The organism is Kocuria sabuli, assembly GCF_040981185.1.
Classification (GTDB): Bacteria; Actinomycetota; Actinomycetes; order Actinomycetales; family Micrococcaceae; genus Kocuria; species Kocuria sabuli.
On the sequence record NZ_JAVHZE010000013.1, the window covers coordinates 37,558 to 64,415 of the forward strand.

The 26,858-nt window shown below is 74.1% G+C and carries 26 protein-coding genes; 14 read left to right on the forward strand and 12 right to left on the reverse strand.

Annotated elements, in window-relative coordinates:
- The first annotated feature begins 15 nt into the window (after positions 1-15).
- Positions 16-2,079, forward strand: coding sequence for a M13-type metalloendopeptidase (locus tag RE027_RS12835; RefSeq protein ID WP_368808665.1), 2,064 nt, complete (start codon positions 16-18; stop codon positions 2,077-2,079).
- 84 nt (positions 2,080-2,163) lie between these two features.
- On the opposite strand, the gene RE027_RS12840 is transcribed toward RE027_RS12835, so the two are convergent.
- The 6 genes from RE027_RS12840 to RE027_RS12865 all read right to left on the reverse strand — a co-directional run bounded on the left by RE027_RS12840 (position 2,164) and on the right by RE027_RS12865 (position 9,787).
- Positions 2,164-3,948: an amidase gene (locus RE027_RS12840; protein ID WP_368808666.1), complete on the reverse strand. Its 1,785-nt coding sequence runs from the start codon at positions 3,946-3,948 to the stop codon at positions 2,164-2,166.
- The gene (locus RE027_RS12845; protein WP_368808667.1) at positions 3,945-5,018 is read right to left on the reverse strand and encodes an agmatine deiminase family protein; all 1,074 of its coding nucleotides are present in this window, start codon (positions 5,016-5,018) and stop codon (positions 3,945-3,947) included. Before RE027_RS12845 ends, RE027_RS12840 begins: the two co-directional genes overlap by 4 nt.
- An 84-nt stretch (positions 5,019-5,102) precedes the next feature.
- Positions 5,103-6,629: an APC family permease gene (locus RE027_RS12850; RefSeq protein ID WP_368808668.1), complete on the reverse strand. Its 1,527-nt coding sequence runs from the start codon at positions 6,627-6,629 to the stop codon at positions 5,103-5,105.
- Entirely contained in the window at positions 6,626-7,522 is an 897-nt protein-coding gene (locus RE027_RS12855) for a universal stress protein (RefSeq protein WP_368808669.1), read from the reverse strand. The genes RE027_RS12850 and RE027_RS12855 overlap by 4 nt, the downstream gene beginning before the upstream one ends.
- On the reverse strand, positions 7,519-8,955 hold the full coding sequence (locus tag RE027_RS12860; RefSeq protein WP_368808670.1) for a flavin monoamine oxidase family protein: 1,437 nt from the start codon (positions 8,953-8,955) through the stop codon (positions 7,519-7,521). Before RE027_RS12860 ends, RE027_RS12855 begins: the two co-directional genes overlap by 4 nt.
- Before the next feature lie 100 nt (positions 8,956-9,055).
- Complete coding sequence (locus tag RE027_RS12865) at positions 9,056-9,787, reverse strand: mycothiol-dependent nitroreductase Rv2466c family protein (protein WP_368808671.1); 732 nt, start codon at positions 9,785-9,787, stop codon at positions 9,056-9,058.
- A 147-nt stretch (positions 9,788-9,934) separates the two neighbouring features.
- On the opposite strand from RE027_RS12865, the gene RE027_RS12870 reads away from it, so the two are divergent.
- Positions 9,935-10,600: a TetR/AcrR family transcriptional regulator gene (locus tag RE027_RS12870; RefSeq protein ID WP_368808672.1), complete on the forward strand. Its 666-nt coding sequence runs from the start codon at positions 9,935-9,937 to the stop codon at positions 10,598-10,600.
- 15 nt (positions 10,601-10,615) lie between these two features.
- Here RE027_RS12870 and RE027_RS12875 read toward each other — a convergent pair whose 3' ends face one another.
- Together RE027_RS12875 and RE027_RS12880 are read right to left on the reverse strand one after the other, a co-directional pair.
- Positions 10,616-12,049 carry a gamma-aminobutyraldehyde dehydrogenase gene (locus RE027_RS12875; RefSeq protein WP_368808673.1) on the reverse strand — a complete coding sequence of 478 codons (1,434 nt, stop codon included), beginning with the start codon at positions 12,047-12,049 and terminating at the stop codon, positions 10,616-10,618.
- 135 nt (positions 12,050-12,184) lie between these two features.
- A complete protein-coding gene (locus RE027_RS12880) occupies positions 12,185-12,682 on the reverse strand; it encodes a DUF427 domain-containing protein (RefSeq protein WP_368808674.1) in 498 nt (165 codons plus the stop codon).
- Positions 12,683-12,829: 147 nt separating this feature from the next.
- Here RE027_RS12880 and RE027_RS12885 point away from each other — a divergent pair, with 147 nt between their 5' ends.
- The 3 genes from RE027_RS12885 to RE027_RS12895 all read left to right on the forward strand — a co-directional run bounded on the left by RE027_RS12885 (position 12,830) and on the right by RE027_RS12895 (position 15,232).
- Positions 12,830-13,885 (forward strand): YeeE/YedE family protein, encoded by a 1,056-nt coding sequence (locus RE027_RS12885; RefSeq protein WP_368808675.1) that lies wholly within the window; start codon positions 12,830-12,832, stop codon positions 13,883-13,885.
- Between the two features lie 60 nt (positions 13,886-13,945).
- On the forward strand, positions 13,946-14,173 hold the full coding sequence (locus RE027_RS12890; protein WP_017833997.1) for a sulfurtransferase TusA family protein: 228 nt from the start codon (positions 13,946-13,948) through the stop codon (positions 14,171-14,173).
- Positions 14,174-14,296: 123 nt separating this feature from the next.
- Complete coding sequence (locus RE027_RS12895; protein WP_368808676.1) at positions 14,297-15,232, forward strand: hypothetical protein; 936 nt, start codon at positions 14,297-14,299, stop codon at positions 15,230-15,232.
- Between the two features lie 49 nt (positions 15,233-15,281).
- Here the strand turns inward: RE027_RS12895 and RE027_RS12900 are convergent, their stop codons facing one another.
- Positions 15,282-16,631 (reverse strand): MFS transporter, encoded by a 1,350-nt coding sequence (locus RE027_RS12900; protein ID WP_368808677.1) that lies wholly within the window; start codon positions 16,629-16,631, stop codon positions 15,282-15,284.
- A 330-nt stretch (positions 16,632-16,961) separates the two neighbouring features.
- On the opposite strand from RE027_RS12900, the gene RE027_RS12905 reads away from it, so the two are divergent.
- The 4 genes from RE027_RS12905 to RE027_RS12920 all read left to right on the forward strand — a co-directional run bounded on the left by RE027_RS12905 (position 16,962) and on the right by RE027_RS12920 (position 19,495).
- A complete protein-coding gene (locus RE027_RS12905) occupies positions 16,962-17,576 on the forward strand; it encodes a PadR family transcriptional regulator (RefSeq protein WP_368808678.1) in 615 nt (204 codons plus the stop codon).
- A 62-nt stretch (positions 17,577-17,638) separates the two neighbouring features.
- Positions 17,639-18,610, forward strand: coding sequence for a hypothetical protein (locus tag RE027_RS12910; RefSeq protein ID WP_368808679.1), 972 nt, complete (start codon positions 17,639-17,641; stop codon positions 18,608-18,610).
- Between the two features lie 76 nt (positions 18,611-18,686).
- Entirely contained in the window at positions 18,687-19,190 is a 504-nt protein-coding gene (locus RE027_RS12915; RefSeq protein WP_368808680.1) for a hypothetical protein, read from the forward strand.
- A 113-nt stretch (positions 19,191-19,303) separates the two neighbouring features.
- Positions 19,304-19,495, forward strand: a complete 192-nt coding sequence (locus tag RE027_RS12920) for a CsbD family protein (RefSeq protein WP_368808681.1) — start codon at positions 19,304-19,306, stop codon at positions 19,493-19,495.
- 73 nt (positions 19,496-19,568) lie between these two features.
- On the opposite strand, the gene RE027_RS12925 is transcribed toward RE027_RS12920, so the two are convergent.
- On the reverse strand, positions 19,569-20,612 hold the full coding sequence (locus tag RE027_RS12925) for a DUF368 domain-containing protein (RefSeq protein WP_368808682.1): 1,044 nt from the start codon (positions 20,610-20,612) through the stop codon (positions 19,569-19,571).
- A 189-nt stretch (positions 20,613-20,801) separates the two neighbouring features.
- Here RE027_RS12925 and RE027_RS12930 point away from each other — a divergent pair, with 189 nt between their 5' ends.
- A complete protein-coding gene (locus RE027_RS12930; RefSeq protein ID WP_368808683.1) occupies positions 20,802-22,241 on the forward strand; it encodes a sodium/glutamate symporter in 1,440 nt (479 codons plus the stop codon).
- Positions 22,242-22,293: 52 nt separating this feature from the next.
- Here the strand turns inward: RE027_RS12930 and RE027_RS12935 are convergent, their stop codons facing one another.
- Both RE027_RS12935 and RE027_RS12940 read right to left on the reverse strand, forming a co-directional pair.
- Entirely contained in the window at positions 22,294-22,977 is a 684-nt protein-coding gene (locus RE027_RS12935) for a helix-turn-helix domain-containing protein (protein ID WP_368808684.1), read from the reverse strand.
- A gap of 4 nt (positions 22,978-22,981) precedes the next feature.
- Entirely contained in the window at positions 22,982-24,115 is a 1,134-nt protein-coding gene (locus tag RE027_RS12940; protein WP_368808685.1) for an FAD-dependent oxidoreductase, read from the reverse strand.
- Positions 24,116-24,419: 304 nt separating this feature from the next.
- On the opposite strand from RE027_RS12940, the gene RE027_RS12945 reads away from it, so the two are divergent.
- The 4 genes from RE027_RS12945 (at position 24,420) to RE027_RS12960 (ending at position 26,823) form a co-directional block, all read left to right on the forward strand.
- The gene (locus RE027_RS12945) at positions 24,420-24,641 is read left to right on the forward strand and encodes a hypothetical protein (protein ID WP_368808686.1); all 222 of its coding nucleotides are present in this window, start codon (positions 24,420-24,422) and stop codon (positions 24,639-24,641) included.
- A gap of 103 nt (positions 24,642-24,744) precedes the next feature.
- Positions 24,745-25,617, forward strand: a complete 873-nt coding sequence (locus RE027_RS12950) for an N-acetylglucosamine kinase (protein ID WP_368808687.1) — start codon at positions 24,745-24,747, stop codon at positions 25,615-25,617.
- A 33-nt stretch (positions 25,618-25,650) separates the two neighbouring features.
- Positions 25,651-26,571 carry an EamA family transporter gene (locus tag RE027_RS12955; RefSeq protein WP_368808688.1) on the forward strand — a complete coding sequence of 307 codons (921 nt, stop codon included), beginning with the start codon at positions 25,651-25,653 and terminating at the stop codon, positions 26,569-26,571.
- A 45-nt stretch (positions 26,572-26,616) separates the two neighbouring features.
- On the forward strand, positions 26,617-26,823 hold the full coding sequence (locus RE027_RS12960; protein ID WP_368808689.1) for a hypothetical protein: 207 nt from the start codon (positions 26,617-26,619) through the stop codon (positions 26,821-26,823).
- Positions 26,824-26,858: the final 35 nt, after the last annotated feature.

The following is a 26,858-nucleotide window of genomic DNA, read 5'->3' on the forward strand; positions in this document are numbered from 1 at the left end:
CGGAGGACCGACACCATGACCACCACCACGAGCATCCCCGAGCAGCACGGCCCCGGCGAGGAGGAACGGCCGGCGCCCCGCACGGCCGGCACCGTCGCCGAGCTGGTCGGCCGCACCCTGGCGCAGCTGGGCGCGGGCCATGTCTTCGGCGTGGTCGGCAGCGGCAACTTCACGATGACCAACGCCCTGCGCCGCTGCGGCGTGCCGTTCACCGCCGCCCGCCACGAGGGCGGGGCGGCGACCATGGCCGACGCCTACGGGCGGATGTCGGGCAGGGTCGGCATCGTCTCGACGCACCAGGGCTGCGGGCTGACCAACGCCATGACGGGGATCGGCGAGGCCGCCAAGAGCCGCACGCCGATGGTCGTGCTGACCGCAGACACGGCCGCGGCTGCCGTGCGGTCCAACTTCAGGATCGACCAGGACGGCCTGGCCCGCAGTGTCGGGGCGGTCGCCGAGCGGGTGCACTCCCCGCAGAGCGCCGTGGCCGACACGGTGCGCGCCTACCGGACCGCCGTCAACGAGCGCCGCGCCGTGGTGCTCTCGGTCCCCACCGACATCCAGGCCGTCCCCGTCGACCTCGCCGCGACGGGCACCGTCCCGCCGCTGGACCCGCCCCAGGCGGTCCGCCCCGGCGCCGCCGCCGTCGCGCGCCTGGCGGAGCTGCTGCGCGCCGCCGAGCGTCCTGTCTTCGTGGCAGGACGCGGCGGACGCGGCGCGGGCCCCGAGATCGCCGCCCTCGCCGAGAGCTGCGGGGCCCTGCTCGCGACGTCCGCCGTGGCCCACGGCCTGTTCGCCGGCGACCCCTTCGACCTCGGCATCTCCGGCGGCTTCTCGTCGCCGTTCACCGCGGCCGCGATCCGGGACGCCGACGTCGTCGTGGGATGGGGGTGCGCCCTGAACATGTGGACCATGCGGCACGGCGCCCTCATCGGCGCCGGGACCACCGTGGTCCAGGTCGACGTCGAGGACTCCGCCCTGGGCGCCCACCGGCCGGTCGACCTCGGCGTTCTGGGCGACTGCGCCGAGACGGCCGTGGCCGTGCGCGAGGCGCTCACCGCGTCCGGACACCACGACGCCGGACGGCGCACCCCCGAGACGGCCGCGCGGATCCTCGCCCACGCGCGGTGGGGCACGGAGGAGACCGAGGACCTCTCCACCGCGGACGGCATCGACCCGCGCGTGCTGAGCCGGGAGCTCGACGCGATCCTGCCGGCGGAGCGGATCGTGTCGGTCGACTCCGGGAACTTCATGGGCTATCCCAGCGCATACCTGCGGGTCCCCGACGAGTTCGGCTTCTGCTTCACCCAGGCGTTCCAGTCGATCGGCCTCGGTCTGGCCACGGCCATCGGCGCGGCGACGGCCCGGCCGGACCGCCTGCCGGTGCTCGGCACCGGGGACGGCGGGTTCATGATGGCGATCGCGGAGCTGGACACCGCCGTGCGGGAAGCCGTCCCCCTGGTGGTCGTCGTCTACAACGACTCCGCCTACGGCGCTGAGGTACACCACTTCGACGCCGACGACGCGGTGTGCTACGGCGCGATCGGGTCCGTGATCGGCCACGAGATCGGCCACGGCTTCGACGACCAGGGCGCGAAGTACGACGCCCGGGGCCACCTCGCGAACTGGTGGACCGACGAGGACCGCGCGGAGTTCTCACGGCGCACCGCGGCACTGGTGGCCCAGTACGACGACTGCACCCCGCGCGGGCTCTCCGCCGAGCACCGGGTCAGCGGCGCCTTCACCGTGGGCGAGAACATCGGGGACCTCGGCGGGCTGGAGATCGCCCTGGTGGCCTACCGGATGGCGCTCGCGGAGCAGGGCCTGGACCTGGACTCGGCGCCGCTGCTCGACGGTCTCACGGGCGCCGAGCGGTTCTTCTACGCCTACGCGGCGCTGTGGCGCTCGACCGCCCGCGAGCAGGAGCTGATCAACCGGCTGGCCGGCGACCCGCACGCCCCGGACGAGTTCCGCTGCAACAGCGTGGTGCGGAACATGGACGCCTTCCACGAGACGTTCGGCACCCGGCCGGGCGACGGGCTGTGGCTGCCCCCCGGGGAGCGCGTCACCATCTGGTGACGCGCTCCCCGGCCCGCGAGGTGGGGCGCGGCGACCGGACGTGCTCGGTGGCCGCCGTGTGCGGTCCCGGGGACCCCTCCGGGCTCAGCCGGCCAGGGGCGGCGTGCGCGGGGGCACGGTGCGGCGGGCCCCGGTGGCCTCGAAGGCCGCGGCCAGGCGCAGCAGCGCGGTGTCGTCGTAGGCCCGGCCGGCGATCGTCAGGCCGACGGGCATCCCGGTGTCGGCCATCGTGCCCATCGGCACCGTGACGGTCGGGATGCCGAGGTGCCGGGGCACGAGGTTGCCGTTGGCGACCCACACGCCGTTGCGCCAGGCGAGCTCCGCGGCGGCCGGGTCCACGTCGGCGTCGGCGGGCCCGACGTCGGCGACGGCCGGGAACACGACGGCGTCCAGGCCGAGCCCGTCCATCCACTGCTCCAGGTCGACGCGGCGGGTCTCCTCGAGCCCGCGCAGCCCCTCCGCCAGGTGCGGGATCTCCGTCAGGACGGGGACGCCGTGCTCGCGGACGAAGCCCGGGTAGTCGGCGATGTCGTCGTCGAAGCCGTCGTAGCGGTCGGGCAGGGCGCCCGGCGGGTGCGGGAAGATCAGCGCGCCGTCGACGTCGGCGAGCCGGTGCAGGGCGGGGTCGCCGTTGGCCTCGAGGAAGTCGTGCCACGCCCAGGCCGAGAGGTCCACGATCTCCCGGTGCAGGTACTCGGGGCTCACCAGTCCGCGGGTCGCGATCGTGGGTGCGCCCGGCCGGTCGCCCTCGTAGTTGCTCACGACCGGGAGGTCGACCTCGACCACCGTGGCGCCGGCGGCCTCGAGGTCGCGGCGCGCGGCCTCCCAGAGCGCGATCACGGAGGGGCGGGTCTCGATCCGCCGGCCGGTGGGGCCGCCGATGCCCGGGGACTCGGCGGTGCCCGCCCCGGGGTCGGCGTCGACGTACATCCGCGGCACCCCCAGCCGGGCGCCGGCCAGGACACCGGCGGCGCCCGCGGCGTCCGGGACGGCCAGCGCCGGGTAGGAGGCGGGCCGCACGGCCGACGCCTTCGGGAGCTCGATCCAGGGCTGCACCCGCCAGAAGTCGCCGCGGGTCTCGGGGTCGTCGGCGACCACGACGTCGAGCACCTCGAGCAGGTCGGCCACGGTGCGGGTGTGCGGGACGACGACGTCCATCGTGGGCACCAGCGGCCAGTTGCCGCGCACCGAGATCACCCCGCGCGAGGGGGTGTAGGCGCACAGGGCGTTGTTGGACGCGGGGGCGCGGCCGGAGGACCAGGTCTCCTCGCCGAGGCCGAACGCGGCGAAGCTCGCCGCCGTGGCCGTCCCGGAGCCGTTGGAGGAGCCCGAGCCGAAGGCGGCCGTGAGGTACTCGCCGTTATAGGGGCTCTCGGCCCGGCCGTAGAGACCGCGCTGCATGCCGCCGTTGGCCATCGGGGGCATGTTGGTCAGTCCGATCAGCACCGCGCCGGCCGCGCGCAGCCGTGCGATCGTGAAGGCGTCGTGCTGGGCCACGAGGTGCTCGAACGCGGGCGAGCCGGCCGCCACGGTGAGCCCGCGCACCCGGTAGCTGTCCTTGGCGGTGTACGGGATGCCGTCCAGCGGCCCGAGCACCTGCCCGCGGGCCCGGCGCGCGTCGGAGGCGCGGGCCTCGTCCAGCGCCGCGGGGTTGTCCACGACGACCGCGTTGAGCTCCGGACCGCTCCGGTCGTAGGCCTCGATCCGCCGGAGGTAGGCGGTGACCAGCTCCTCGCTCGTGCTCCGGCCGGACTCCAGGGCGGCGCGCAGCTGCCCGATGCTCGCCTCCACGACGTCGATCCCGCCGCCGGGGCTGCTGTCGGTCGTGCGGCCGGGCCTGCTGTCGAGGTGGTTGCCGAAGGTGCTCATCGGGGCTCCTCCCCGGCCGTGGCGGCGCCGCGGGGCGCCGGCTGCTGCTGGGTGATGCAGTGGATGCCGCCGCCGAAGGCGAAGATGTCGCGGGCGTCGACCAGCTCGACGGCGCGACCGGGATAGGCCTGCGCCAGGATCCCGGCGGCGACGGCGTCGTGCGGGTCGTCGAAGGCGCACAGCACGACCACGCCGTTGGCGACGTAGTGGTTGATGTAGGAGAAGTCGACGAACCCGTCACCGGCGTCGAGCACCGTGGGGGCGGGGACGTCGAGGACCCGCAGCCGGCGGCCCTGCGCGTCGGTGGCGGCCTCGAGCACCGCGCGGATCTCCCGGGACACCTCGTAGTCGGGGTGGGCCGGGTCGTCCTGCCGGTGCACCAGGACGGTGCCGGGCCCGGCGAAGGCGGCGACGATGTCGACGTGGCCGCGGGTGCCGAACGCGTCGTAGTCGCGGGTCAGCCCGCGGGGCAGCCAGATCGCCGTGCTGGTGCCCAGGCGGGCGTGGATCTCGGCCTCGACCTGCTCCTTGGTGGCCCCGGGATTGCGGCCGGGGTCCAGCTGGACGGTCTCGGTGAGCAGGACGGTGCCCTCGCCGTCGACGTGGAACCCGCCGCCCTCGTTGACCAGGGTGCTGGGCCGCACCTCGGTCCCGGCCCGCTCGGCCACGAGGCGGCCGAGGTGCTGGTCGTGGTCCCAGACGGCCCAGTCCTGGGCGCCCCAGCCGTTGAAGACCCAGTCCACGGCGACCACGTCCCCGGCCGGGTCGTGGGCGAAGGTGGGCCCGGAGTCGCGCAGCCAGGCGTCGTCGAGCGGGGCCTCCACGACCTCGATCCCCTCCCCCAGCCGGGTGCGGGCCGCGTCCGCGTCGGCGGGGTCCGCCAGCACGGTGACGGGCTCGTGCCGGGCGATGGCGCGGGCCACGCCCGCCCAGGCGCGCCGGGCGCGGGCGAGGGTCTCGCTGCCGGCGGGGCCGAAGGTGTCGTTGGGCGGGGGGAAGGCCATCCAGGTCCGCGCGTGCGGGGCCCACTCGGCGGGCATCACGGTGGTCGTTGCGGTGACAGTGCGCATGGTCGGGAGTTCCTCAGGACGTACGGCGGACAGGGTCGGGGTCCCGGGTGCGCCCGGCGGGCCGCCGGGCGCACCCGGGAGGTTTCAGTCGAGGACCGGCAGCTCGGTGGTCTCGAAGCGCTCCCGGAAGAAGGAGGGGTTGCGCCGGTACTGGACGAGCATCACGGCGATCCCGAGCAGGAGCATGCCCACCCCGAGGACGAACACGAGGCCGACCCCGCCGATGGCCGACCCGGAGCCGTACTCCGGGTCCATGGAGTCGTAGGACGTCTGGACGAAGAAGACCAGCAGCAGGATCCCGCCGAGCAGCGGCGCCAGGAACTTCGTCAGGAACCCCCGTGCGGTGCGGAGGGCCTCGCGGCGGAAGTACCAGACGCAGGCCAGGGCGGTCACGCCGTAGTAGAAGCAGACCATCATCCCCAGGGTGGTGATGGTGTCCCACAGGACGTTCTCGGAGATCACGCGCATCACGGCGTAGAACACCGAGGCGATGACGGCCGCCGCGATCGTGGCGTAGCCCGGGGACTGGAAGCGCGAGGTGATCCGGGCGTACTTCGCCGGCAGCGCGCCGTAGTGGCCCATCGCCAGCATGGTGCGCGCCGGGGAGATCATCGTCGACTGCAGCGACGCCGCGGAGGAGGACAGCACCGCGAGGGACATCAGGATCGCGAACGGCCCCATCACCGGACCGGCGAGCGCCGCGAAGACGTTCTCCTGGATCTCCGCGTTGCCCAGGCCCAGCTCGGTGCCGCCCACGCCGGAGTAGGACAGCACGGCGAGCGAGACGGCCATGTAGAGGGCGACGATGACGAGGATGGTCGCGATGGCCGAGCGGCCGGGCCCGTTGGCGGAGTCCTTGCTCTCCTCGTTGAGGGTGAGCACCACGTCCCAGCCCCAGTAGATGAACACGGACAGGGACACCCCCGCGGCGAACGCGGAGAAGGACTCCACACCGAACGGGTTGAACCACTCGGAGCGGACGGCGAGGCCGTCGAAGGCGGTGCCGCCGGCCACGTGGCCGAAGGCCGCGGCCGCGAACCAGAGCAGGACGAGCAGCTGGAAGACGACGAGGACGTACTGCACCACCTTGGTGGCCTCCATGCCGCGGTAGGAGATCCACGCCGCGAGCGCCACGAACGCGAGGCAGGTGGCCACGTTGACGGGCACGTTGCGGGTCAGCTCGGCGATGGCGTCGTTGCCGGTGAGCTGGGCGAGGGCCAGGTAGAAGAAGTCCACGGCGATGCCGGCCAGGTTGGACAGCACCAGGATGGTGGCGGCGAGGAGCCCCCAGCTGCCCATCCACCCGACCCACGGACCGAAGGCCTTGGACACCCAGGTGAAGGTGGTGCCGGAGTCCGGCATGGCCCGGTTGAGCTGCCGGTAGCCGACGGCCACGAGCAGCATGGGGACGAAGCCCACGAGCAGGATGGCCGGGAGGTGGGTGCCCACCGCGGCGGCGGTCGGGCCGAGGGCTCCGGAGAGGGTGTAGGCGGGCGCGATGGTGGACACGCCGATGACCACGGAGCCGAGCAGGCCCACCGAGCCCTTGCTGAGCCCCTTCTCGTGGCGCGTGCCCTGCTGGTCGGTGCGGGGTGCGGTGCCGGTGCTCATGACGCGGCCTCCTTCTCGGTCTGGGCCTGATCGGCGTCCGGGGCGGGCCGGGGCACGACGACCATCGGCACCGGGAGGTGCTTGAGCAGCCGTGCCGCGGTGGTGCCCAGGAAGGTCTGCCGCCCCCGGGCCAGGCGGGACGAGCCGATGAGCAGGATGCCGCCGGGAGCCCAGTCGACGTCCTGCGCGGCCCTCCTCAGCGTCCGCCCGGAGGCGATCCGCACGGTCGCGGGCCGCGTCCGGAGGGCCTCCTCCGCCGCGGCCCCGAGGTGCTCCTCGACGCGCCGGCGGGCCTGCTCGGTCGCGTCCGGGTCCGCAGCCTCGCCCTCGAGGAAGGAGATCAGCTCCAGTTCGAGACCGGAGCGCTCGACGGCCTGCACCGCCTCGCGGATCACCTGGTGGGCCCCGGGACGGGTGCCCACGGCGGCGTACAGCCGGGTGAGCGGCACGTCCCCGGGATACCGGCGCGGAGCGAGGGCGACGGGCACCGGCGAGCTGTGCAGCAGCGCGTTGACCACGGAGCCCATGGTGAAGCGCCCGCCGCCCGTGCCGGCGCCGACCGCGATCATCGCGGCCCCGAGCTCGGCGGCCGCCGCGACGAGGCCGGCCGGGACGGACGGCGCCTCCCGCACGTGGGTGCGGGCCGTGACGCCCTCGGGCACCAGGGCCGCGGCCTCGCGCAGCCACTGGTGGGCCTGCCGGCGGAGGACGGGCGAGATGTCCCCCACCGGCGGGTAGGCCTGCCGGTACGGGTCGTCCGCGCGCAGCACGAGGACGATCTCGAGCTCGGCGCCGACGTCCCGGGCGAGGGCGACGCCCAGCCGCACGGCGTCCCGGCTGCGCCGGTCCCCGCTGTAGCCGACGACGTAGCGGGGCACCCCGGCGGTGCTCATCGGGCCGCGCCCGCGAGCGAGCCGGCGCGGAGGATCCCGGCGGCCGCGAGCCGTCCCTGGCGCAGGGCGCCGTCGACGTGCTGGTAGCCCTCGGCGGCGAGGTCGGAGCAGGCCCAGCGGATCGGGCCCACCGGGGTGGACTGGTGCGCGCCGTAGCGGTGCAGGCCGCCGAGGTCGTAGCTGGCGGCGTAGGCGCCGCGGGTCCACTCCTCGGAGCCGAAGTCGGACTCGTAGTAGACCACCGGCTCCAGGGCCTCCGCCCCGAGGTAGTGGGAGAGGGACTCGAGGATCAGCTGCTGCCGCTCCCCGGCGGGCAGGGCGAGGACCGCGTCGGCCTTCTCGTCGGAGACGAAGCCCACGAGCGTGCCCCGGGGGTCCCCGTGGTTGGTGTTGTCGTAGACCTCCTGGGCGAGCTCGTGCGCGCCGAAGCCGGTGCCGGAGAGGCCCTGCGCGCGCCAGAACGGGGTCTCGTAGACGGCGTGCACCTTGATCACCAGGCCCAGCGACTGGTGCTGGTGCATCTGGTGCTGCAGCCGTGGCAGGGCCGGCTCGAAGGAGATCCGGGAGTAGAGGTTCGGCGGGACGGCCACGACCACGTCCCGCGCCTTCACGGTGATCCGGTCGGACCAGACGGTGACCGGGGTGCCGGGGACGTGCTCGGCGTAGGTGTCCTCCGGCCCGCCCCAGCGGATCGTGCGCACCGGGGTGTCCAGGAACACGACGTCCTCGCCGAGGGCCGCGGCCATGGCCTCCGAGACGGACTGCATGCCGCCGACCACGCGGCGGTCGAGGATGAAGTCCTCGTCCACGAGGTTCGAGAAGGACCCGGCGGAGGCGGCCATCAGCACGGCCTGCAGGGCGGAGAACGCGTGCGCCGGCTTGGTGAGCATCCCGCCCGCCACGAAGATGCCGATGTTGTTGCAGGCGGCCTCGTCCGCGGACTGCTGCCGCAGCCAGGAGTGGAAGGAGACCGTGTCCAGCTCCCGGGCCAGCGGGTGCGCCCACGGCTCGGTGACGCCGATCTGCTCGACCAGTCCGTCGAGGACGCCGATGAGCCGCTCCATCTCGGCGATCGTGGACACCCCCGCCGGGAACATCGAGCCGGTGTAGGTGTGGCGGGTGCCGTCGGGGGCGAGGTACACGGACCCGCCCTCGCGGTGGCGCTGGTAGGTCTGCAGGCCCAGCTCGTCGAGGAGCGCGAGCAGCTCGGTCTGGTCCGGGGAGATCCACTGCCCGCCGAGCTCGAGGAAGGCGCCGTCGACGGTCTGCGACCAGGTGCGCCCGCCCACCCGGTCGCGGGCCTCCAGGACGGCCACGGTGCGGCCGGCGGCCACGAGGGTACGGGCGGCCATCAGACCGGCGGGGCCGGCGCCGACGACGACGACGTCGCGCTCGATCGCGGTCTCGCTGCCCAGGGTGCGTTGGTCGGTCACGGTGTTCTCCTTCACACTAAAATGAATCTAATTCATTAAGCGGGAGCGCACGGGTGCCCGTCAAGACCTGCCGGGCAGAATTCTCCCGGTGGCGGGAGCGCTACTTCTTGGTCCGGCGGCTCCCGGCGTGCCAGTCCTCCTCGACCCCGGGCCCGTCCGGCGCGACGCCGAGGCCCCGCAGCTGCGGCTGCTCCCGGAGGCTGCGCTTGAGCTCGGCGAAGCCGGGGAACCGGGCGAGGGCCACCACGTGGTCCCACAGCTCCAGCGCCTCGTCCTCCGCCGGGAGCCGGCTGATGACCGGGCCGAAGAAGGCCACGCCCTCCGGCGGCTCGAAGTGGATGATGGGGGTGCCCACGTCGCGGCCCGTGAGGGACAGGGCCTCCTCGGTCTCCGCGCGGACCACCGCGTCCAGGGACTCGTCCTCGAGCGCGGCGGCGAGCCCGGCCGGGAGCCCGGCGTCCTCCAGGACCGGCCCGAGGAAGGCCGGCGTGGCGCGGCGGTCCTCCCCGGGCGTCCCGGGTCCGGGCGCCGGGTCGGCGTCGAAGCTGCGCGCCCCGAGGGCGGCGTAGAGCCGCCCCACGGCCTCGCGCCCGTGCTCGGCGCGGGTCCGGGCGGCCACCCGGAGCAGGTGCAGCCCGGCCGTGTGGCCCGCCTCGTACTCCGGCGGGAACCACGCGTCGTAGTCCACGTGCTCGTTGAGCAGCCGCAGGGAGATGAACCGCCAGTCCACCCGGTAGTCACGCCGGGCCGTCACCGTGCGGACCCACTTGCTGGTCATCCAGGCGAAGGGGCAGGTGGGGTCGAAGTAGAAGTTGATGTCGGCGTCCGTCATCGTCCACACGCTAGGAGCCCTCCCGACCGCGGTCAAGGACACGGCCGCCCGGCCCCCGACCTAGACTCGAGGTGACCGCCCGACCCCGGCGGCCGTGACCGACGCGGCCACCGGGACCCGCAGCACCACCCCAGGAGGACCCCGCCCATGGCCCCCGCCGGACCCTCTCCTCGCCGCCGCGGGCGTCCGCGCCAGCCCGTGCTCTCCGAGGACCGGATCACCAGCGCCGCCATCAAGATCGTGGCCAGCCGCGGCTACCGGCACCTCACGATGACCGAGCTCGCCCGGGAGCTCAAGGTCTCGACCTCGGCCCTGTACAACCACACACCCTCGAAGCGCGACGTGCTGATCCGGGTCCAGGACCGGATCAACCAGGGGATCGACCGCTCCGCCTTCGGCGAGGTCCCGTGGGACGAGGCCCTCGAGCGCTGGGCGCGGTCCTACCGGGACTGCTACGCCCAGCACACCGCCATGATCCCGATCATGGCGGTCCTGCCCGTCGCGGACTCCCCGCACACCCTGGAGATGTACGAGGCCGTGGCCCGGGGCCTGGCGAACGCGGGCTGGGAGCGCGGCAGCATCGCGGACGTGATCGTCTCGGTCGAGTCACTGGTCTTCGGCGCCGCCTACGACGCCACCGCGCCCGCCGACATCTTCGACCCCGGGGAGCGCTCGGACCTGGCCCCGGTGTTCGCGGACGCCGTGCGGGCTCGGCCCGCGGACGCGGAGGCGGCCGCGGATGAGTCGTTCGACGTCGCCCTGCACGCGATGCTGGACGGCCTGCGCATGCGCCTGGCGGCCGGGCAGGACTGACCCGGCCGCGCCGGCTCAGGCGTCGAGGGCGTGCATGACGTGCTTGACCTGGGTGTACTCCTCCACCGAGTAGAGGGAGAGGTCCTTGCCGTAGCCGGAGTTCTTGAACCCGCCGTGCGGCATCTCGGAGATCAGCATGACGTGGGTGTTGACCCACACGCAGCCGAACTCGAGCTCGCGGGAGACCCGCATGGCCGTGCCGTGGTCGGTGGTCCACACGCTGGAGGCCAGGGCGTAGTCGACGTCGTTGGCGAGCTCGAGCGCCTCCTCCTCCGTGCTGAAGGGCTGCACGGTGAGCACCGGGCCGAAGGTCTCCTCCTGGACGAGGGCGTCGTCCTGGTGCACCCCCGCGACCACGGTGGGCTCGAAGAAGTAGCCGGGAGCGCCCTCCACCGGCTTGCCGCCGGTGACCACGGTGGCGTGCTCGGGCAGCTCGGCGAGCCTGCGGCAGACGTCCTCGAAGTGGCGGGCGTTGTTGAGCGGGCCGTAGAAGTTCCTGGACTCGTCCGGGTCCCCCGTCACGACGTCCCGGGCGGCCGCGGCCAGCAGGCGCACGAACTCGTCGTGGGCGCTGTCCTGGACCAGGATGCGGGTCACCGCCGTGCAGTCCTGGCCGGCGTTGAAGGTGCCGAACTCCACGAGGGCCTTCGCGGCGGCGGGCAGGTCCGCGTCCGCGAAGACGACGGCGGGCGCCTTCCCGCCCAGCTCGAGGTGGCCGCGGGTGAGGTTCTCCGCCGCGGCGAGGGCCACGGCCCGGCCGGCGCGCACGGAGCCGGTGATGGAGACCATGGACGGAGTCCGGTGGGAGGTCATGAGCGCCCCCGTGGAGCCGTCCCCGAGGAGGACGTTGACCACCCCGGCGGGGAAGATCCCGTCGATGAGCCGGGCCAGCACCAGGGTGGACTCCGGCGTGGTGTCGGAGGGCTTGAGGACCACGGTGTTGCCGGCGGCGAGTGCCGGGCCGAGCTTCCAGACCGCCATGAGCAGCGGGTAGTTCCAGGGAGTGACCTGGGCGACGACGCCGACCGGCTCGCGCCGCACGTAGGAGGTGTGCTCGCTCATGTACTCCGCCGCGGCCTTGCCCTCGAGGGTGCGGGCGGCGCCGGCGAAGAAGCGGAGGTTGTCGGCGCCGGCGCCGACCTCCTCGTCCGCGATCATCCGGCGGGGCTGGCCGGTGTTGCGGTGCTGGGCGTCGACGAGCTCGGAGCCGTGCGCCTCGAGCGCGTCCGCGAGCCGCAGCAGCATGAGCTGGCGCTCGCTCGGCGTGGTGCGCTTCCAGCTCCTGAAGGCCTTCTTCGCGGCGGCGAAGGCCTGGTCCACGTCCGTGGCGTCGGAGACCGGGGAGACGGCCACCGTCCTCCCGGTGGCCGGGTCGACGACGTCGATCCGGCCGGTGCCGTGGGCGTCGACGAAGGCGCCGTCGACGTAGTTCTGCAGGACGTCGCTCATGGTGGGGTCTCCTCTGCGGACGGGAACGCGGTGCGGTCCACTATAAATGACTGACATTCATTTTTGTAGATTCCGCAGTGACGGGGAGCACAGCCGCCGCCCTGCGGGACGCGCGCGGGAGCACCCCCGGGGGACTCACCAGCCCCGGCTGCCGGGGACGCCCTTGAAGGGGCCCGCCACCCGGGAGGTGATCCAGCCCCCGTAGAACCCGCCCTCCTGGGGGCGCACCTGCTCGCCGTCGACGACGCACCGCTCCACCGCACCGGGCAGCACGGCCACGTGGCCCCGCAGGGACTCGAAGCCCCGCGCCGGGGCCGGATAGGCCCACGCCGCGCGCCGGGCGGTGCGGCCTCCGCCGCGGACGTCGAACCAGGCCGCGGCCCCCTTCCACTCGCACCAGGAGCCACCCTCGCACGGGGCGAGACTGTCGTCGGCGAACGCTTCGCGGGGCAGGTAGTAGGTCGGCGGATGACTGGTCTCGAGCACCCGCAGCGCGGCGGTGGTCGAGGCGATGCGCACCCCGCCCAGCCACACCTCCACGCGCTCCGCGCTGCGCTCGGTCCGGGGTGGTCTCGGGTAGTCCCACACGGACTCCTGGTCCGGGCCCGGCACGTCAGGGCGGGGTCTGTTCATCCGTGCTCCGTCCGGACGCCCACCCGCCGGCGCCCGAGGTGGGAGGGACGGCACAGGACGTCACAATTTGGTGAGTGGTGCATCACCATGCTACGGCGTGTGACCACCCCCTGGAAATGCTTGCCTGGGAAATAATATGGTCGTCGAGTGCTTATCTCAGGTCTCATCATCGGCGCCGCCCTCGGGTTCGTCCTGCAGCGCGGCCGCTTCTGCGTCACGGGCGCGTTCCGCGACGTGTGGATCGCGAAGAACACGTGGTGGCTGTCCGCCCTCTTCGTGGCGATCGCGGTCCAGTCGGTGGGCGTGTGGCTGCTCGACGCCTTCGGCGTGATCACCCTCTCCTCCCCCGACTTCGCCTGGCTGGCCACCGTGCTGGGCGGCTTCGTCTTCGGCTTCGGCATCATCCTCGCGGGCGGCTGCGCCACGGGCACCTACTACCGGGCGGCGGAGGGGCTCGTCGGCTCCTGGTTCGCGCTGCTCTTCTACGCGCTGTTCGCGGCGATCGCCAAGTACGGCCCGCTCGGCGGGGCCACGCAGGCGCTGCGCGGCGTCACGACCGAGGGGCACGGCACGATCCACGAGACCCTCAACGTCTCCCCGTGGGTCCTCGTCGCCCTCCTGGTGGCCGGCGCAGCCCTGTGGGCGCGCCACCACCTCACCAAGCCCCGGATGAAGATCGCGACGCTCCCGCCGGAGCGGACGGGCCTCGGCCACCTGCTGTTCGAGAAGGCGTGGAACCCGTTCGCGACCGCCGTGGTGATCGGTCTCATCGCGATCGCCGCCTGGCCCGCCAGCTGGGCCACCGGACGCGAGTTCGGCCTCGGCATCACGGGCCCCTCGGCCAACATCGCCAACTACCTCACCACCGCCGACGTCGAGATGGTCGACTGGGGCGTGTTCCTGGTGGTCGGCATCCTCGCCGGCTCGCTGATCGCGGCCCTGGGGTCCCAGGAGTTCAGGATCCGCGTCCCGGACGCGCAGACCATCGTCCGCTCCATCGCCGGCGGCGCCCTGATGGGCGTGGGCGCGGCCTGGGCCGGCGGCTGCACCATCGGCAACGGGCTGGTCGAGACCTCGATGTTCTCGTGGCAGGGCTGGATCGGCCTGGCGGCCATGATCCTGGGCACCGGCGCGGCCGCGAAGCTGTTCATCGCCCCCCGCCGGAAGGCCGCCACCCCGGGCCGCGTCCCGGCCGGCCTCTGAGCACCACCCGCTCCCCCACCCACCGATCCCCCACCCACCGATCCCCAGGAGGCACTCCTCATGGCACAGCACATCCTCGAGACCGACGGTCTCGTCTGCCCGTTCCCCGTCGTCGAGGCGAAGGCCGCGATGGCCGAGATGCCCGCCGGTGACGAGCTGGTCATCAACTTCGACTGCACGCAGGGCACCGAGGCCATCCCGCGCTGGGCGGCCGAGAACGGCTACCCGGTCACGCAGTTCTCCAAGCGCGGCGCGGCCGAGTGGTCGATCACCGTGCAGAAGGCCTGACGACCGCACGGACGACCGCACGACGACGGACCCCGCGACCGAGCACATCGGTCGCGGGGTCCGTCGTCCCCGCCGGCCGCCCCGGAATTCCGGGCGCGCCCGGATCGTTCACCGGACATGACCGTGATCCGCACCACATGCGTTCCGCTGGCAGCGACCGCGCTGCTCCTGCTCGCCGCGTGCGCCCCCCGGGCCTCCGGCGGGGACGGCCGGCCGTCCCCGGGCCCGGAGCCGGGCCCGGCGCTGCCGGCCGAGGGGCTCGTGGTCCAGGTGGCGCACACCGGCGGCTTCGTCACCCCGCAGCTGCTGGCCACCCGGCCGCCCCTGGTCAGCGTCTACGCCGACGGCCGGGTCATCACCCAGGGCCCCCGGATCGAGATCTTCCCTCCCCCTGCCCTGCTGAACCTGCAGGTGCAGCACGTCGACGCGGACGCCGTCCCCGACCTGGTCGACCGTGCGCTCCGGGCCGGGGTCGCCGACTCCGGGGACCTCGGCAGCCCGCCGGTGGCCGACCTCCCCTCGACCCGCTTCACCGTGGTGACGCAGGACGAGACGTACGTGCGGGAGGTCTACGCCCTGGGCGCCGAGGAACCGCCCGGACCGCCGGACGAGAACGGGCCCGACGGGCCCAGGACCGGCGGCGACGGCCCCGGCAGTCTGACCGAGGACCAGAGGGTCGCCCGGGCCGAGCTGCAGGAGCTCCTCCGGGCCCTCGGCGACCCGGCCTCGGTGCTGCCGGCCGACGCCGTCGGGGCGTCCGAGGGCTACGTCCCGGAGGCGGTGGCCGGGGTGGTCACCGCCTGGACCGATCCGCAGGGCGAGCTGGAGCACCGGCCGGTGCCGTGGCCGGGCCCGCCGCTGCCCGGGGAGCCGCTCGAGCCGCGGCTGGGTCTGAGCTGCGTGCTCGCCACCAGGGAGCAGGCCGAGGCCGTCCTGGCGGCCGCGCGCTCGGCCAGCACCGCGACCCCCTGGCTCTCCGAGGACGGCCGGCGCTGGTCGGTCACCCTGCGCCCGCTGCTGCCCCACGAGGAGGACTGCACGGACCTGACGGGGCGGTGAGAGCGAGCCCGGGTGGACCGCCCAGCGCCTCACGCCGGGCGGTCCCCGGTCAGCCGGCCGAGGACGGCTCGCCGCGCCGCGCGGCGGACGGGTCGCCGGCCGCCTCTCGGTACGGACGCAGCCGGAACAGGGCGAAGGCCGCCAGGGCGACGACCACGGCCACGCCCAGGTAGAGCCGGGTGGGGGTCCATCCGGCGTCCAGCAGGGCCCCGACCGCGATGGGGGCGAGGATCGCCCCGGCCCGGCCGACGCCGATCCCCCAGCCCACGCCGGTGGTGCGGATGCCCGGCTCGTAGGTCATGGGCGCCACCGTGTAGAGACCGGCGATGCAGCCGTTGATGAGCATGCCGACCACGACGCCGCTCGAGAACGCCAGCGCCGGCACCGAGGTGGTGGTGATGAACAGGACCAGGGTGAGCGCGGAGAGCACCGTGAAGGCCATCAGGGTCAGCCGTTCGTCCCACCTGGTGGTCAGCACACCGTAGAGCAGGGAGCCGAACGTGCCGCCCATCGTCAGCATGAGCCCGCCCACGATGCCCTGCTGCTCGGTCATCCCGGACTCCACGAGGAGGCGGGGCGTCCAGGAGTTGGCGAAGTAGAAGCCGAACATGATGACGAAGAAGGAGATCCACAGCAGGAGGGTCGCGGTGCGGTAGCGGGGGCTCAGCAGCGTGGCCACGGACCCCGGCTGCTTGCCGGTGGTGACCGGGGCGGGGCCGAGCTCCACCTCGCCGGACAGGCGGATGCGCCGGGCGATGCGGTTCAGCTGCGCCAGGGCGCCGGCGGGGCGCCGGGTGCGGAGGTAGTCGACGGACTCGGGCAGCGCGGCGAGCACGAGGCCGATCGCCAGGAGCGTGAGCACGCCACCGGTGAGGAACACGGAGCGCCAGCCGAAGGCGGGGATCAGCTGGGTCGCCCCCATGCCGCCGAGGGTCGCGCCCACGCCGTAGCCCGCGGTGAAGATGCTCACGGCCATGCCGCGGCGGCGGGCGCTGGCGTACTCGCTGGTGAGCACCGTGGCCGAGGCGAGGATGCCGCCCACCCCCAGGCCGGTGAGCACGCGCCACGCCCCGAGGGCGAGCGCGGAGTCCGCGGTGCTGGACAGGAACAGGCCCAGGGCGTTGACGACGAGGGCCACGACCAGGATCGTGCGCCGGCCGTACCGGTCCGCGAGGGGCCCGAGGACGAGCGAGCCCACGGCCATGCCGATGAGGCCGGCACTGAGCAGCCAGCCCAGCTGGGAGCCGGAGAGCCCGAACTCCTCGGTCACCGACGTGGCCGTGAACGCCATGGCGAGGACGTCGTAGCCGTCGAGGGCGTTGAGGAACGTGGCCACCGCGATGATGAGCCACTGGTAGGACGACATCTTCGATGCGTCGATCTGGTGTCTGATGTCCATGGTGGGCCTCTCGGGGGACGTCGGTGGTGAGGACCGCGCGCGGGCGCTCGCCGGAGGTGGTCGCGGGCGCGGCGGACACCGCGCGGGAGATGCAGCAGCACATGGCCGTGCCGGGCTCCTTCTGCCGGTCAGAGTAGAACACGTCGCGGTGGTCGATGCGCGCGGCCCGGCCGAGGATCCTGACCCGGCACAGCCCGCGCGCGGGGCAGCTCGGGGCGCAGGACGATGCGCCGGATGTCGGCCGCGACGTGCGGCGCCCCGCGGCGGTGCGGGAGAGGATCCCGCTAGGCTCGGACGGACGACGCGTCCCCCTGCCTGGAAGGAATCCCCGTGAGCCTCCGTTCGGCCCTGCTGGCGCTGCTGTCCTCGGGTCCGCTGACGGGCTACGACGTGGTCAAGCAGTTCAGCACCTCCGTGGGCCACGTCTGGCACGCCCCCGACTCGCAGATCTACCCGGAGCTGCGGAAGATGCGCGCGGAGGGGCTGCTCTCGAGCCGGCCGGTGCCGTGGGGCTCCCGCGGGGCCACGAAGACCGAGTACTCGATCACCCCCGAGGGCGAGCGCGCCCTGCGGGAGTGGCAGGACACGCCGCTGGGCTACGTCCGGGAACGCGATCCCGCCCACCTCCGGGCCGCCTACTTCGAGTGGGCCGCCCCCGGGGCCGCCGCCGCTCAGCTGCGCGCCCACATCGAGCACTACCGGGAGCAGCGGGCGCAGGCCCTCCGGCAGATCCGGGCCCTCGAGGACCGCACGAACCCCACCCTGTCCCGGCGCCTGGCGGCCAACCCGGAGGACCAGTGGGAGCGGATCACCCGGTTCAAGGTCTTCGCCTACGAGGGGCAGGTGGGCCGCGCCGAGCAGGAGATCGCGTGGGCGCAGCTCGGCCTGCGGCTGCTGCAGGAGCTGGGCGAGCTCGCGGAGCCCGACACCCCGGGCGCGCGCTGACGCGGGGCGGGGCCGGCGGTGCGTAGGCTGGCCGCAGACCTCCCCCGGACGAAGGACCCGTCATGACCCGCGCGCCGCTGTCCCGCCTCCTCGTCCCCGCCCTGTGCGCCGGACTGCTCCTGACGGGCTGCGCCCGGGACAGCGGTCCCGGTGCCGCGGCCACGCCCGCGGCGAGCGGGGCGTCGTCGTCGGCCGCGCCCTCCCCGACGCCGTCGCCCACCCCCACGCCCGAGGAACCCGCCGAGCTGGTCGGCGGGGGCACCGAGGTGTTCCCCGACCGCCGCATGGTCGCCCTCTACGGCCACCCCGGCACCCCCGGCCTCGGGGTGCTCGGCGAGCAGGGGCCGCGGGAGTCAGTCGCCCGCGCGAAGGACCTCGCCGCGCAGTACGAGCCCTTCAGCGACGTGCCGGTGGTCCCGGCGTTCGAGATCATCGCGACCACGGCGTCGGCGGAGCCCGGCGAGGACGGGGACTACTCGCGGGAGTCGACCGTCGAGGAGCTGCGCCCGTACGTCGAGGCCGCGGTGGAGAACGACGTCTACGTCGTGCTCGACCTCCAGCCGGGCCACCAGGACTTCCTCGGCCAGGCGCAGCAGTACGAGGAGCTGCTGCGCCTGCCCAACGTCGGGCTGGCCCTGGACCCGGAGTGGCGGCTCGCCCCCGGCCAGGTGCACATGGCGCAGATCGGGTCGGTGGACGCGGCCGAGATCAACGCGACGACGGCGTGGCTGGCGGATCTCACCGCGCGCCACGACCTGCCGCAGAAGGTGGTGCTGCTGCACCAGTTCGCGGATTCGATGATCACGGACCGGCACCTCGTGGACACCTCGCACCCGGAGATCGCGCTCGTCCTGCACGCCGACGGCCACGGCACCCCCGATCTCAAGATGGGCACCTGGGAGCGGCTGCAGGAGGGTCTGCCCCCCGGGATCCGGATGGCGTGGAAGAACTTCTACGACGAGGACACGCCCACGTTCACCCCGGAGCAGACGTTCGCGATCGAGCCCCAGCCCTGGTTCGTCTCCTACCAGTAGTCCCTGCGCCCCGGCAGTCCCTCCAGCGCTCCCTGCGCCGCGCCCGCCCCGGTCCGGGGCTTGCTAGCGTGTGGCCGTGCGGACCGACAGACTCCAGAGCCCCCGGCAGCGCCGGACCATCGACCGGCTGGCCCGCTGGCTCACGCGCACCCACGGCGCGGAGCCGGGGTGGGACGCCCTGGTCCTGGACGTCCTCAGCGTCGGCCGGGACCTGCGCCTGCAGGTGCGGGAGATCCGCGGCGACAGCACGTCCCGCCGCCCGGTGGACGTCGCGGGACGGCGCAGCGTCCCACGACGCCTGGCCCGCGCCCTCCAGGACGACTACGCCGACCTCGTGGACGGGTCGTGGCTCTCGGCGACCCTGATCGTCACGGTGGCCGAGCGGCGCTGGGCGCGCCCCGGGGTGGAGCTCGTGCTGAACTACGGCGACGAGCCCGTGCTCCCGGCGCACGCCCCGCACCCGGTCGCGGCCGAGGACTGGCGGCGGCACCTGGCCCGCTACCGGAGGATGGACCGGAAGATCCCCGGCTGGCTCCGGGAGCGCCTGGCAGACGCCGGCCTGGACGTGCCCGAGCGCTGAGCGGGACTGTTCGCCGTCCGGGAACACGCGCTTCTGCGCCTCTTCCCCGGTTCCCTCAGCATGCTGAGAGGTTTACGCTGGGAGCACCTGTTCACCGACCGGAGGGAGAGCCCATGGGACTCGGAGACAAGATCAGCAACGCCGCGGAGAAGGCGGGCGGCACCGCGAAGGAAAAGGTCGGCGACGCCACCGACAACCGCGACCTGCAGGCCGAGGGCAAGGCGGACAAGCTGTCCGGCAGCGCCAAGCAGGCCGGCGAGAACGTCAAGGACGCGGGCAAGAACTTCAAGGACGGAACTCAGTAGGACGGTTCAGCCGTCGAACCACCCGGAGGGCCCCGGTGTCGTGCGCGACGCCGGGGCCCTTCGCCGTCCCCGCTCAGCCCCGCGGGTCGTCCCGCTCGGACTCCACCCCGGCGAGCTCCTCCGGGGAACCGTGCCCGGTGCGGGCCCGGGTGCGGGCGTCGACGGCCAGGAGGACGAGGACGACGACGCAGCCCGCGCCGGCCGCGAGCAGCTGCGTCCACCAGTCCCCCTCCGGGGCGAGCAGCGTGCGGTCCTCGAGCTGCCACGGCCACAGGGTCCGCAGGGCGCCGAGCATGAGTCCGGTGAGCGCCAGCATGGTGACGCGGTGGTGGTGGTCCAGGAGCCACTGCAGGCCCTTGACGATGACCACCATGCCCAGGGCGGCGCCGAGGAAGAACAGCGACAGGTAGCCGAGGTCGAGCTCGTCCACGGCCCGCAGCGTCGGCTGGTAGAGCCCGATCGTGAGGAGCAGGAAGGAACCGGAGAGCCCCGGCAGCAGCAGCGCGGACACGGCGACCATGGCCGCGAGGACGACCAGCACGGGCGCGGGGCTCACCGTGGTGGGCGGGATGGACACCAGCACGAACGCGACCACGGCCGCGAGCGCCACCACGACCGCGTCCCGGGCCCTCAGCGCCCCGCCCGCCAGGCGGAGCGGCACCCCGACGGAGGCCAGGACCATGCCGAAGAACAGCGCCCGCATGGTGACCGGGTACTCCTCGACGAGGTGGCTCATGGGGCCGGCCACGGTGAGCAGGGCCGCGACCATGCCGATCACCACGGGCACCACGATCCGCCAGTGGACCCGGCCCAGATGGTGCTTCACCCCGGCGGTGCGGTCGGGCCCGAGGAGCGCCCGCTTGCCGGCGGACACCACGTGCCCGGCGGAGTTGATGAGCTCGTCGTAGATGCCGACCACGAGGGCCACGGTGCCGCCGCTGACCCCGGGGACGGTCTCGACCACGCCGATGAGTGCCCCGCGCACCACGTTCCCGGGGATGCTGCGGCGGACCTCCCCGGCGGGGGCACCGGCGGCGGCGGTACCCCCGGGGGTGGTGCCGGCAGTGGTGGCGGGCGGCGGCGTCGAGGGCCGGTCCGGGGACGACGAGGGTGTCACGGGTGCTCCTGGGCAGTGGAAGGGGGCAGGGGGAAGAGCGCGGGGCAGGACAGGGGTCGCCTGCCAGGGTACCGGTGCGGGGGCGGAAAGGGCCCGGTCCGCCGGTCGGACCCCCGTCATCCGGCGTGCGCCCGCCCACCCCTGCATAGACTGGCCGGACCGTCCGTGCCCCCGACCCAGGAGCGCATCATGAGTCCCGACCAGATCGGTTTCGCCCTGATCCTCCTGGCAGCGCTGTTCCTGCTGGGGAAGTGGCTGCGGGTCCGGGTCCGGTGGATCCAGAAGATCTTCCTGCCCAGTTCGATCATCGCGGGCTTCCTCGCCCTGCTGGCCGGACCGCAGGTGCTGGGCCGGCTCGGGGAGGCCACCGGCGTCGGCTGGCTCGCGGACGGAGGTGTCTTCACCCCGGAGATCCTCGAGGTCTGGGCCACGCTCCCGAGCCTGCTCATCAGCGTGGTCTTCGCGACGCTCTTCCTCGGGGCGTCCATCCCCGGACCCCGGCGGGTGGTCCGGCTCGCCGGTCCGCAGCTGTCGGTGGGTCTCGCCCTGGGCTCCGGCCAGTACGTCATCGGGCTGCTGCTCGTGATCGCGGTCCTCGGGCCCCTGTTCGGGATCTCCCCCATGGCCGGCGCCCTGATCGAGATCGGCTTCGAGGGCGGCCACGGCACCGCGGCCGGGATGCGCCCCGTCATGGAGGAGCTGGGCTTCGCGGACGGCGCGGACCTGGCCCTGGGCATGGCCACCATCGGCCTGGTGGGCGGCATCGTCATCGGGATCGCCGTCATCAACTGGGGCGTGCGCACCGGGCGCACCCAGGTGATCAAGGGCAACGTCGAGCAGTCCGTCGAGGAGCAGAAGGGACTCTACCGCCGGGACGAGAACATCCCGGCGGCCATGATGACCTCCCGCCCGGCCTCGATCGAGCCGCTCACCCTGCACGTGGCCGTCGTGGGGATCGCCATCCTCATCGGCTACCTCATGCTCACGGCCCTGCAGTGGATCGAGCAGGCGCTGTGGGCGGACACCGTGGAGCTGCTCGCGTTCGTGCCGCTCTTCCCGCTCGCCATGCTGGGCGGCGTGGTGGTGCAGCTGGTCATGGACTCGCGGGGCATCGGCCACCTGCTGGACCACCAGATGATGCTGCGCATCCAGGGGCTCGCCCTGGACTTCCTGATCCTCGCCGCGATCGCGACCCTGTCCCTCACGGCGATCGCCGCGAACTGGGAGACCTTCCTGATCCTGTCCCTCGCCGGCCTCGTCTTCTGCACGGGCTTCCTGCTGCTCTTCGTGCCGAAGATCATCCCCGACTACTGGCTCGAGCGCGGCATCGCGGACTTCGGCCAGTCCATGGGCGTGACCGCCACCGGCCTGATCCTCATGCGCATCGCCGACCCGCACGACGAGAGCCCGGCGATGGAGGCCTTCGGCTACAAGCAGCTGTTCTTCGAGCCGTTCTTCGGCGGCGGGCTGATCACCGCCGCCTCGGTGCCGCTGATCTACCAGTTCGGCCCGTGGCCCCTGTTCATCGCCATGTCGGTGGTGTTCGTGGTCGCGCTGGTCGGAGGCATGGCCTACCGCCGCCGGCTGGTGGCGAGCGGGGACGCCCGTCCCCGGGCCGCCCGGACGTAGACCGGTCCGCGCACCGCTTCCGGGACGGGGACGCCGGAGTGCCCCGGCCCGCTCAGCCGGGGTGCTCGGCCGGGAGGCGGGTGGACGGGTGCCGGTGGGCGACCACCAGGAACCGGACCGGGAGCACGACCAGCTCGGTGGGCCCGTGCGGGGCCTCCGCCTCGAAGAGCAGGGAGTCGCCGGGCAGCAGCGGGTGGTCCCGGGTGCCGTGCCGGTAGACCATCTCCCCCTCCAGCAGGTGCACGAACTCGGTGCCGGGGTGGCGGACGAGCGGAGCGGTCCGCGCGGTGCGCGTGATGGTCACCAGGGTGGGCTCGAGCGCATCGGTGCGGTCGCGCAGGACGCCGAGCGCGGTGTGCACGTGGCCGCGCGGCGTGCTTCCCCGCGCGAGGACCACGCCCTCCCCCGCCCGGGTGCGGGCGAGCTCCCGGTCCTCCTCGAGCGCCCCGAACAGCGCGGTCACGGGCACCCCCAGCCCGTCGGCCAGCCGTTCGAGGGTCCCCAGCGAGCAGGAGGTCGAGGCGCTCTCGACCTTGGAGATCATGGCCCGGGACAGGCCCGTGCGCTCGGCCAGGTCCTTGGCCGTGAGGCCGAGGACCGCCCGGAAGCGCTTGACCTGAGCGCCGATGGAGCGCTCGAGCCGGCCCGCGGGCTCCTCCTCGGGGGGTCCGGCGCGCTGCGGTGCGGGGCCCCCCACCTCGGGGTCCTCGGCGGCGGGGGGCACTCCGGGCGTCATGGGCTCAACGGGCCGGCACGGCCGTGCCCGGCCGGAAGCGGGCCGGGACCCCGCCCGCCCCCGTGGCGAGGTCGGCGGCCATCGCCCCGAGCAGCGGGGCGAACTTCCCCCCGTGCCCCGAGCAGGGCGAGACCACGGTGATCCCGTCGGCGGAGTCGAGCACGAAGTCCTCGTCCGGGGTGCTGGTGAACAGGCACGTGGTCTCGGCGTAGGGCTCGGGGACCAGCCCGGGCAGGTGCGCCCGCACGTGGGCCACGACCCGGGCGCGGTTGGCGGGATCGACCACGCCGTCCTGCTCGGCCGCCGAGCGGATCGGCCGCCCGCCGTGGTACTCGGCGACCTTCTGGCCGCGGAAGCCGGCGTCGCGCCCGCCGGGCAGGGAGTAGACCGGCAGCGCCCCGTCCTCGTGGATCGTGGTGGGCCACGGCCGCCCCGGGTCGCGGTACGGGAAGTGGAAGGCGCTCTCCTGCCGGACGGCGAACCGCGGCAGGCCGGCCAGGAACGCCGGCGGCAGGGGCAGCTCGCCGAGCAGGTCGGGCAGGTGGCCGCCCGCGGCGACCACCACGTGCCCGGCGTCGAGGCGCTCCCCGCGGGGGCCGGAGACCGTGAACCCGGCACCGGTGCGGGTGATCGCGGAGACCGGCCAGGCGGAGCGCAGCTGCGCCCCGGCCGCCACGGCCAGCTCCACCATGGCCTCGACGGCGCCCTGGGCGTCGAGCACGCCGGCCCCCGGCTGGAACAGGACGGGGGTCTCGACGGCGAGCTGCGGCCACCGCGAGCGCGCCTCGGCGGGCGTGAGCAGCTCGTGCGCCACGCCGACCGCCTCCAGCACGCGGGCGAGGCGTCCGGGCTCCCGGCCGCGGCCGTGGTCCACGCCGCCGACCCGGTCGATGAGCCGCCGTCCCGACCCGTGCTCGAGCCGGGCCCAGCAGGACTCGGAGCGGACCACGAGCTCCGCGTAGAAGGGGTCCGCGTAGGCGTAGCGGAAGATCCGGGCGGACCCGTGGGAGGAGCCCTGCGGCCCGGCCGGGACGTCGCGCTCCACGAGCACGACCTCCTCCCCGCGCTCCGCCAGCCGCCAGGCGGTGGCGGCGCCCATCAGGCCGGCGCCGATCACCACGTACCGTGCCGCGGTCATGGGCTGGTCCTCTCATCGTGTCGGATCAGGAAATCCGGTTCACCCACCGTCAATCCTGGGCGTGTCCCGGCGCAGTGTGACGCAGAACCAGGCGTGCTTAACCTCACCGGCGGCGCGGGGACGACCGTCACATTCTGACCCCCCGGTCCGTGCGCGGGCAACCGCGCCGGGTTGCCCGCCGCGCGGGGTGTGACCGAGGTCAAGGGACCCGCGCCGGGCGCCCGAGCGCCGGGCCCGCGCGGCCCGGAGCAGGCAGGGCACCATGGAGAAGTCAACACAAGAAGACTTGATGGGAGGTGGCGTCATGACCGCTGCTGAGAGGTGGATCCTCGATCTGTCCGTGCTCCAGTCCGGCGACCGGATCGAGGTCTGGGACGAGGACTACGAGAGCTACATCGGCACCGTGGGGCAGGTCTCCCTGTCCCTGGGGGTCCTCTGGATCCTCGAGGCCGGCACCGGTGCCCGCCGGCTGTTCCCCTTCGAGGGCTGCCGCATGCGCAGGGCCCCGCTGGCGCTCGCCGCCTGACCGACCACGCTCCACGACGCCCGACCGGCCCGGTTCCCCCCGGCGCCGGCCGGGCATCGTCATGTTCGGCCCCCCTCCGCCCCGGGCACGGCAGGATGGGCCCATGAGCATCCTCATCGGCCTGGACATCGGCGGCACCAAGACCCAGGGCCTGCGCGCCGAGGACGGCACGGTGGTGCGGGAGGCCGTCGGCGGCAGCGCGAACGTCCAGAACGTCAGCCCCACCGCGGCGGCGGCCGTCCTGGGGCAGCTCCTCGCCGAGCTGGGGGCCGCGGACGCGGACGTCGTGGTCGCGGGCGCCGGCGGCGTCGACACCGCGGCCGACGAGGAGTCGCTGCGGGGTCTGCTCGGACCGCACGCGGGCCGCGCCCGCGTCGTCGTGGTGCACGACACCCGGCTCGTGCTGGCCGCCGGCGGCTGCAGCACGGGGATCGCGGTCATCGCCGGCACGGGGTCCGCCGCGTGGGGGACCACCCCGGACGGTCGTGAGGCCCGCGCCGGGGGCTGGGGCCACCTGCTCGGCGACGAGGGCAGCGGCTACTGGATCGGCCGGGAGCTCGTGCGCCGCGCGCTCGCCCGGCACGACGACGGGCTGTCCCCCGACGCCCTGGACCGGGCGGTCCTCGCCCACTGCGCCCTGGCCGAGCCCGGTGGGCTCATCGAGCGCTTCCACGGGGCCCCGGAGCGCGGGTTCTGGGCCGGCCTCTCCCGCGTGGCGCTCACGGCGGCCGAGCACGACGACGACGCGATGCTGCTGGTGGACCGCGCCGCGGGTGCGCTCGCGGACCTCGCCGCGACCGTGTCCCGGCGCCTGGCGCTGACCGGCCCGGTGGTGGTCGGCGGCGGGCTCGCCGCGCACCAGCCGCTGCTGCGGCAGCGGTTCCGGGAGGCCGCGGCGCAGCGGGGGCTCGGGGCGGTCCGGGTGCTCGACCGCGACCCCGTGCACGGCGCGCTGCACCTGGCGGACCGCCCGTGAGCGGGAACGGCGTCCGGGCCCTACCCTGAACGGGTGACCACCCTCGCCCCCGCCCGCCGCCCCGGGCTCCGCCCGACCGCCTACGTGCTGGCGGCCGTCGTCTCCGTCCAGTTCGGCGGTGCCCTCGCCGCGGTCCTCGTCCCGCTCATCGGGGCCTCCGCGACGGTGACGATGCGCCTGCTGCTCAGCGCCGTGATCATGCTGCTGGTCATCCGGCCGCGGCTGCGCGGGCGCAGCCGCGAGGCCTGGCGCGCCGGGCTGCTCTTCGGGGCCGCACTGGCCGGGATGAACTTCGCGTTCTACCAGTCCCTGGCCACCCTGCCGCTGGGCGTGGCCGTGACCGTCGAGTTCCTGGGCCCGCTCGCCCTCTCGGCGGTGCTCTCCCGCCGCGCCCGGGACGTGCTGGCCGTGCTGGCGGCCCTCGCCGGGGTCGTGCTGATCTCCCAGGCGCTCACGGTGCCGTGGGCGGAGCTCGACCTGATCGGCATCGGGTGGGCGGCGCTGGCCGGGGTGGGCTGGGCGGCCTACATCCTGGGCAGCCGGTCCGCGGGCCGGCACTTCGACCAGCTGGACGGACTGGCGGTGGCGCTGGTCGTCGCCGCGGTCCTGGTCACCCCCGTGGGCGTCGCCACCGCCCACGCCCCGGCCCTGACCTGGACCGTGCTCGCGGGCGGGGTGGGGATCGCCCTGCTGTCCTCGGTGGTGCCCTACTCGCTCGAGCTGCTGGCGCTGCGCTCCATCCCGCCGAAGGTCTTCGGGATCCTGCTCAGCCTCGAGCCCGCCGTCGCGGCACTGGCGGGGCTGCTGGTGCTGAGCCAGGGGCTCACGACCCTGCAGCTGCTCGGCATGGGTCTGGTGGTGACGGCCAGCGCCGTGATCATGGTGGGCAGCGGCACCCCCGAGGTGGCCGCGGAGACGGGAGCCCTGGAAGTGGTCCGGCGCCAGGAAGAATGATCAGCCCCCTGTGCAAATGCGGCGTTCCCATGATGGGATGGACCCATGGACGCCAACGAGATCATGGACCGCATCCGCTCCGCCCGGGACCACGCCCTGGAGCAGGAGCGCGAGGAGCGCAAGAACATCGCCGACGCCGACACCGCGGACAAGCAGGGCGCCGCGAGCGTGCGCCTGGCCACCCGCCAGGCCGTGCGCGAGGCCTTCGACGACATCCTCGGGGAGAGCACCGACCCCGAGCAGGACGGCTGAGCCCACGGGACGGCACCTGAACACCCCTGACGGAC